We start from the raw sequence: 6,286 nt of genomic DNA, 5'->3' as shown, positions 1-6,286 counted from the left end.
TTTCAAAAGTGAGCCGCCGTCAGGGCGGAACCCTAAGTGGCCGTGACCGCAGAAACGGATATGTACTCGATCTGATCCAACATCCTGGTCGGCCCAGAGGCCGCCATCGGGAGCAAGCCCCCTCCCACACAAAGCCAACAGCGTACATATCCGTTACCGCGGCAGGATAGGTACCCGCCAGACGCATCAGGGGCTGTAATACCCCACCGCCACCATCAAATGCCCGGCCTTGCGCACATAAGCATGCTTATTCTCAATCTTCCCGGTTACCGGGTTCTTCCAGCGGTATTTATATTCGCCCTGATCCTGTTCCCCCATCAACGCAAGGATCGGCTCCCCGACAGGCCGGCCATCCGGGTCGTTGACCTTGGCGAAATCGGTATTGATCAAACGCAGGTTGGTGCCGTGCGCCACATAGCGCCGGGTATCCAGGTCAACCACGAACACGTAGAGATCATCCTGCAGGAAACCACCCTGCAATGAGTTGATCGCCTTGAGCGTCCCCGCTTCGTCCTTCACCAGCGCGTTCACCGCCTTGTTGCGTAGCGCCCGCGCCTGCTCCGGCGTGGCCCGTGGCAGGTAATAGCCGACCGCCAGGATGCGCTCGCCCACCCGCTGGTAAAACACGTGCTTGTGTTCGACCTTGCCGTCATTCCAGTTCTGCCAGCGATAATCGGCCTGCTGGATACCCTGGCCTTCGGGCGCGCTGATGGCGTGTTTGAACGAGGCTTGCAGGTCAGGCCCGAGGACTTCGGACACGTCGCGTCCGATCAAGGCCGAGGAGGGGCCGCCGCTGGCCAGCAGCACGCCTTTGGTGTCGACCACGAAGACGTAACGGTCCTGGTCGATGAATTCGCCCTGGCGGCTGAAAGCGGCCAACGCCTTGTCGCCATTGTTCTGGTAGTAAACCAGGGCCTTGTCCAGCAACGCTTTGGCCGCTTGAGCGTCGGCGTCATTGGCCGTGTCGGCGTGCACCTGGCTGCCGCACAACAGCAGCAGCCAGGCGAGTCGTAGCAGTGCGTTCATCTACCCGTCCCTCGGTCTTGTTGGAATGACAAGAGCGTAGACGGTTCGGCGAACGATCAGAAGGGTTTGGTTGGCAGATATTTACCGTCCAGGGTGATCACCGCGCGCGAACCTCCGTCCGGGTCTTCGACTTTCTTGATGTCCAGCTTGAAGTTGATCGCGCTGATGATGCCGTCGCCAAACTGCTCATGCACCAGGGCCTTGAGGGTGGAGCCGTAGACCTGCAGCATTTCGTAGAACCGGTACATCGTCGGATCGGTCGGCACGCCGCCGGGGAAGCTGCCGCGCAGGGGCACGCTTTGCAGCAGGCGGCTGGCGTCCTCGTCCAGGCCGAGTTTGGCGCACACCACGTCGGCGGCGTCCCTGGGCAGCGGATGCTGGCCGAGCAGGGCGGCGGTGACGAAGGCCAGGCTCAGGCCGGTGCCGTCGGCGAGGTCCTGCCAGGACAGGTCCTTGCGCGCCTTGAGGTCGATGACGGTGTCGGCCAGGGCCAGGCGAGGGGTTTGGGAAAAGTTCGATTGCAGCATGATGAAGTCCTCTTGGATTGAATAGGTTCAGGCGGCGTGAGCGCGGGTGGTCGGGTGTTCGAGCAGGGACACGAAGCGTGCGCTGCGTCCGTCCAGTGCGTCGATGCCACCGGTTTCGATGTCGTACACCCAGCCGTGCAGGTTCAGCCGGCCTTGCTCCAGCGCCAGGGCGACGGATGGGTGAGTCTTGAGGTTAGCCAATTGAGCGACCACGTTTTCACGCACCAGGGCATCCAGGCGCGCCGCGTCCGAGACGTGCTGGCGGGCGGCGTTGATCACCTTGGCCGACTCGGCATGGCGCAACCAGTTGGCTACCGCAGGCAGGTGGTCCAGGCAGGTGCAAGTGGAGATGGCGGTCATTGCGCCGCAGTCGGAGTGGCCGCAGATCACGATGTCGCTTACGCCCAGTACCGCCACCGCATATTCGACCGTGGCCGATACGCCGCCCGGTTCCGGCCCGTAGGACGGCACGATATTGCCGGCGTTGCGGATGACGAACAGGTCGCCGGGTTCCTGCTGGGTCAGCAGTTCCGGGACCACACGGCTGTCGGAGCACGACACGAACAGCGTGCCGGGGTTTTGCGTGGTGGCCAGGTGTTTGAACAGGTCGCTGCGTTGGGCAAAGGCTTCGCGCTGGAATTTGCGAAAGCCGTCGATGAGGTGCTGCATGAGGGTTTCTCCTTGCGTGGCTGATGGGGCAAGGATGGAAGTTTTCGTCTATAGCGTCCAAGACCGGCTTATTATGGTTTCTATAAGCCCTGCCTATAGTTGGAGCGTCGTTGATGCTGTTGCGCCATATCCGTTATTTGCTGGCCGTTGCCGAGCACCGCAATTTCACCCGCGCGGCCCAGGCGCTGCATGTGTCGCAGCCGACCTTGTCACAACAGATCAAGCAACTTGAAGACACCCTGGGCGCGCCGCTGCTCGATCGTTCCGGGCGCAGCGTCAGCCTGACGGATGCGGGGCAGGCTTATGTACGCTTTGCCCGACTGGCCTTGCAGGACCTGGAGGCCGGCACCCGTGCGATGCATGACGTGCAGGACTTGAGCCGCGGGCATCTGCGCCTGGCGATGACCCCGACCTTTACCGCCTACCTGATCGGCCCGTTGCTGGCGCGGTTCCATGGGCTGTACCCGGGCATCACCTTGAGCGTCGAAGAGTTGACCCAGGACCGCATCGAAGCCGCGCTGGGCGAGGATTTGCTGGATATCGGCATCGGCTTTGCCGGCGAGCACGGGCCGGATATCGAGTGTGAGGCATTGTTTGCCGAGGCCTTGAGCGTGGTGGTGCGGGCGGATTCGCCCGCGGTGAATCGGTCGGCAGGGTTCGAGCAGCCGCTGGTCCTGCTCGATGCGGGGTTTGCCACGCGCCGCTATGTCGATGACTACTGCCGCCGGCAGGGCGTAACACCGCGCATTGTCATGGAGGCCAACTCCATCGGCGCGATCATTGAAATCGTGCGTAACACTTCACTGGCGACCATCCTGCCCAGCGCCCTGGCCCAGGCCCAGGCCGGGTTGCACGCCGTGGCCATCGAGCCGCCGCTGCCGCACCGCACCGTGGGGCTGCTCAGCCGCAGGGGCGCCTATCGCAGCGCCGCGTGCGCGGCCTTTGTCGAGTTGATCAAGGCGCCGCCAGCCACTGACTGACAATGCCGTCATACACGCCGGTCGCCACGCTCAAGTGCAACCATTGGTCGACGTAGCTTTTCCAGGCCACATCATCGCGCGGCAGCAGGAAGGCTTTCTGGCTGTACTGCATCTGCCGATCGGGGTTGACCGCGCACAGTCCCGGTTTTTGCTTTTGCTGGTAACGCGCTTCGCTGGCGTCGGTGATCATCACGTCGGCCTTGCCCGCCAGCAGTTCGTCAAAAATGCTTACGTTGTCGTGCAGGCGTATCTGCGCCTGGCCCAGCTGGGCGCGGGCAAACGCTTCATTGGTGCCGCCCGCCGGTTCGATCACGCGCACCTGGGGCTGGTTGATTTGCTCGACGCTCTGGTAGCGCTGCACGTCGGCGCAACGTACCAGGGGGATCTTGCCGTCGACACCGAGCGGCTGGCTGAAGAAGGCTTTTTTCTGGCGCTCCAGTGACACCGAAATCCCGCCGACGGCGATGTCGCAGCGTTGGGCCAGAAAGTCCGGCACCAGGGTTTTCCAGGTGGTCGGCACCCAGGTGACCGTCGCGTTGAGGCTCTTGGCCAGGGACTCGGCCATGGCGATATCAATGCCCTGGTAGCGGCCATCGGCACGCAGCGAGGTGTAGGGCATGTAGTCGCCGGTGGTGCACACCGTCAGCGTGCCACGCTCGATGACCTCGTCCAGGCGTGACGGGCTGGTATCGGCCAAGGCGGTGGTGGCCACGCTCGCCAGTACACACAGGGCTAGAGGAGCTTTCATGCGGTCGAGTCCTTGGGGCAGGTCGGGCGCACATTATTTCCAGCGCGGGACAGTGTGGCAAGGTGCGGGATTGACGGCGTTGCGGCTTTCGACCTTTTTTTCACGTTGCAGTGGTTAAGCTGCCGATCAAGGTCGTTTTACTTCCGTTTTGTCCACCATGAGCCCGCGATGTCGCCACAACCTCCATCCTCCATCGAGACCGAATTCACCGAGCGCTATGACCGTGAGCATGCCAGGGTCTGTGGTGATACCGTTCCGCCTGGGCTGTTGCAGCGTCTGGCCGCGTGGCGCGATGCACGGTTGGTGCGCCATGCGTTGAAGGTCGCCGGGGAGCCCGGATTGATCCTCGACCTGGCCTGCGGCTCCGGGCGGTTCTGGCCGGTGCTGGCTGAGCACGTCAATCGGGTGATCCTGGCGTCGGACCCTTCCCAGGACATGCTCGACCACGCCCGCACCCATCATTCGGCGGCCTTGCTCAAACGCGTCAAGACATTCCCGGGCTCAGCGTTTTCCATTGGTCTGTCGGCGAATGCGGTGGATTGCATCTTCTGCCTGGAGTTGTTTCGTCATGCGCCCGATACCGAGGTGCGCCTGGCCTTGCTGCGGGAATTCCACCGAGTCAGCCGCGACACGGTGATTGTGTCCGTGGACGCGCGTATCCCGGTTGAGGAGGAGTTTCGCCAGGCCGGTTTCAAAGTCTTGAATCAGCGGGAGTTCCTGCCCGGCTCCAAACTGTGGTGTGTCTACGTCCTGCGTAAGAGGGGATAGCTTCAGAGGGGATAGCTTCCGCCTGTCGGATTATTCTTCCTTTTCTGTCTGAGTTTTCGCGGTTGCCTGTGCACTGCGGATGCTCGCAAGTCCCTTTCGCGATATATACTGCGCGCCATTCTTCAAGGGAGAGCCGTGTGGCCATCGATATTCACTGGATCTGCGACAACGATAGCCTCGGCCAGCATTGCGCCCAATGGCAGCAGTTGCCATTCGTCGCCCTCGACACCGAATTCATGCGGGTCGACACCTTCTACCCCATTGCCGGGCTGATCCAGATCGGTGATGGCGTGCGCGCGTATCTGATCGATCCCCTGACCATCGACAACTGGCAACCCTTGGCCGCCTTGCTGGAAAACCCGGGCGTGATCAAGGTGGTACATGCCTGCAGCGAAGACCTGGAAGTGCTGTTGCGTCTGACCGGCAGCCTGCCGGCGCCATTGTTCGACACCCAGTTGGCTGCGGCTTACCTGAACCTCGGGTTCTCCATGGGGTACTCGCGGCTGGTGCAGGCGGTGCTCGATATCGACCTGCCCAAGGGCGAGACGCGCTCGGACTGGCTGCAGCGGCCCTTGTCCGAAACCCAGGTGAGCTATGCCGCCGAAGACGCCGTGCACCTGGCCGAAGTCTACATCCGCCTGCGTCCGCGATTGAGCGATGACAAATACGCCTGGGTACTGGAAGACGGCGCCGAACTGGTGGCCAACCTGCGCCGCGAAGTCGACCCGTACGAGGTGTACCGCGACGCCAAGCTGGCGTGGAAGCTGTCCCGCGCCCAGCTCGCCGTATTGCGTGAACTGTGCGCCTGGCGCGAGCAGCAAGCCCGCGCCCGTGACCTGCCGCGCAACCGCATCGTGCGTGAGCACTCGTTATGGCCCCTGGCCAAATCCCAGCCGGATAACCTCGCCGCCCTGGGCAAGATCGAAGATATGCACCCGCGCACCGTGCGTCAGGACGGCCAGTTCCTGCTTGACCTGATCAAGCGTGCGGGCAGCGTACCCATGGACCAATGGCCGCCTGCCGTGCCTGAACCGCTGCCGGTCGATGCCGCCGCGCTGATCAAGCAACTGCGCGCCCTGGGCCAGACGTTCGCCGAGCGCCTGGACATGGCGCCGGAACTGATGCTGCGCAAGAAAACCCTCGAAGCCCTGGTCAAAAGTGGCTATCCCGATGGGCCTTACCAATTACCCGATTCGCTGCGTGGCTGGCGTCGCGAATTGATGGGCCAGGCGCTGCTCGACAGCCTGGCCAATGCCGGAGAACAGCCTTGAAACGTATTTGCTCGATTTATCGCAGCCTGAAAAAAGACGGCATGTACCTTTATGTGCTCAAGAGCGACGCCCTGGAGCGGGTGCCGGAGCCGTTGATGGTCGCCTTCGGCAAGCCGCATCACGCCTTCGACATGGTGCTGACACCCGAGCGCAAACTGTCGCGCGAGGACATCGCCGTGGTGCTGGAAAACCTCGACAAGCAGGGCTATCACCTGCAAATGCCGCCCGCCGAGGACGAGTACATCGAGCACCTGCCTGAAGAGCTGCTGCGCCGCAACGACCCGATGTAATCGATCA

At 62.6% G+C, this 6,286-nt stretch carries 8 protein-coding genes; 4 read left to right on the top strand and 4 right to left on the bottom strand.

Annotated elements, in window-relative coordinates; all coding sequences use genetic code 11:
• Positions 1 to 186: 186 nt before the first annotated feature.
• Genes J1G34_RS21565 through J1G34_RS21555 form a run of 3 tightly spaced genes read right to left on the bottom strand, consistent with a single transcriptional unit; the run spans position 187 to position 2,222 of the window.
• A complete protein-coding gene (locus tag J1G34_RS21565; protein WP_065886298.1) occupies positions 187 to 1,026 on the bottom strand; it encodes a cache domain-containing protein in 840 nt (279 codons plus the stop codon).
• A 56-nt stretch (positions 1,027 to 1,082) separates the two neighbouring features.
• Positions 1,083 to 1,553 (bottom strand): cyanase, encoded by a 471-nt coding sequence (gene cynS, locus J1G34_RS21560; RefSeq protein ID WP_065893501.1) that lies wholly within the window; start codon positions 1,551 to 1,553, stop codon positions 1,083 to 1,085.
• A 27-nt stretch (positions 1,554 to 1,580) separates the two neighbouring features.
• On the bottom strand, positions 1,581 to 2,222 hold the full coding sequence (locus J1G34_RS21555) for a carbonic anhydrase (RefSeq protein WP_065886300.1): 642 nt from the start codon (positions 2,220 to 2,222) through the stop codon (positions 1,581 to 1,583).
• 113 nt (positions 2,223 to 2,335) lie between these two features.
• Between J1G34_RS21555 and cynR the strand changes: the two genes are divergently transcribed.
• A complete protein-coding gene (cynR, locus tag J1G34_RS21550; RefSeq protein WP_222994609.1) occupies positions 2,336 to 3,202 on the top strand; it encodes a transcriptional regulator CynR in 867 nt (288 codons plus the stop codon).
• On the opposite strand, the gene J1G34_RS21545 is transcribed toward cynR, so the two are convergent.
• Positions 3,177 to 3,950 (bottom strand): transporter substrate-binding domain-containing protein, encoded by a 774-nt coding sequence (locus J1G34_RS21545; RefSeq protein WP_222994608.1) that lies wholly within the window; start codon positions 3,948 to 3,950, stop codon positions 3,177 to 3,179. The two genes, cynR and J1G34_RS21545, sit on opposite strands and share 26 nt — an antisense overlap.
• 168 nt (positions 3,951 to 4,118) lie before the next feature.
• On the opposite strand from J1G34_RS21545, the gene J1G34_RS21540 reads away from it, so the two are divergent.
• From J1G34_RS21540 to J1G34_RS21530, 3 genes are all read left to right on the top strand, one after another.
• Entirely contained in the window at positions 4,119 to 4,718 is a 600-nt protein-coding gene (locus tag J1G34_RS21540; protein ID WP_065893503.1) for a class I SAM-dependent methyltransferase, read from the top strand.
• A 137-nt stretch (positions 4,719 to 4,855) separates the two neighbouring features.
• A complete protein-coding gene (gene rnd / locus J1G34_RS21535) occupies positions 4,856 to 5,989 on the top strand; it encodes a ribonuclease D (protein ID WP_065893504.1) in 1,134 nt (377 codons plus the stop codon).
• Entirely contained in the window at positions 5,986 to 6,279 is a 294-nt protein-coding gene (locus J1G34_RS21530) for a YcgL domain-containing protein (RefSeq protein ID WP_057723020.1), read from the top strand. Before rnd ends, J1G34_RS21530 begins: the two co-directional genes overlap by 4 nt.
• Positions 6,280 to 6,286 lie beyond the last annotated feature (7 nt).

It is taken from the genome of Pseudomonas sp. Wu6 (genome assembly GCF_019891515.1).
Taxonomy (GTDB): Bacteria; Pseudomonadota; Gammaproteobacteria; order Pseudomonadales; family Pseudomonadaceae; genus Aquipseudomonas; species Aquipseudomonas orientalis_A.
Note: the sequence above shows the minus strand (reverse complement) of the source record. Positions and strands in the feature narration are given on the sequence as shown.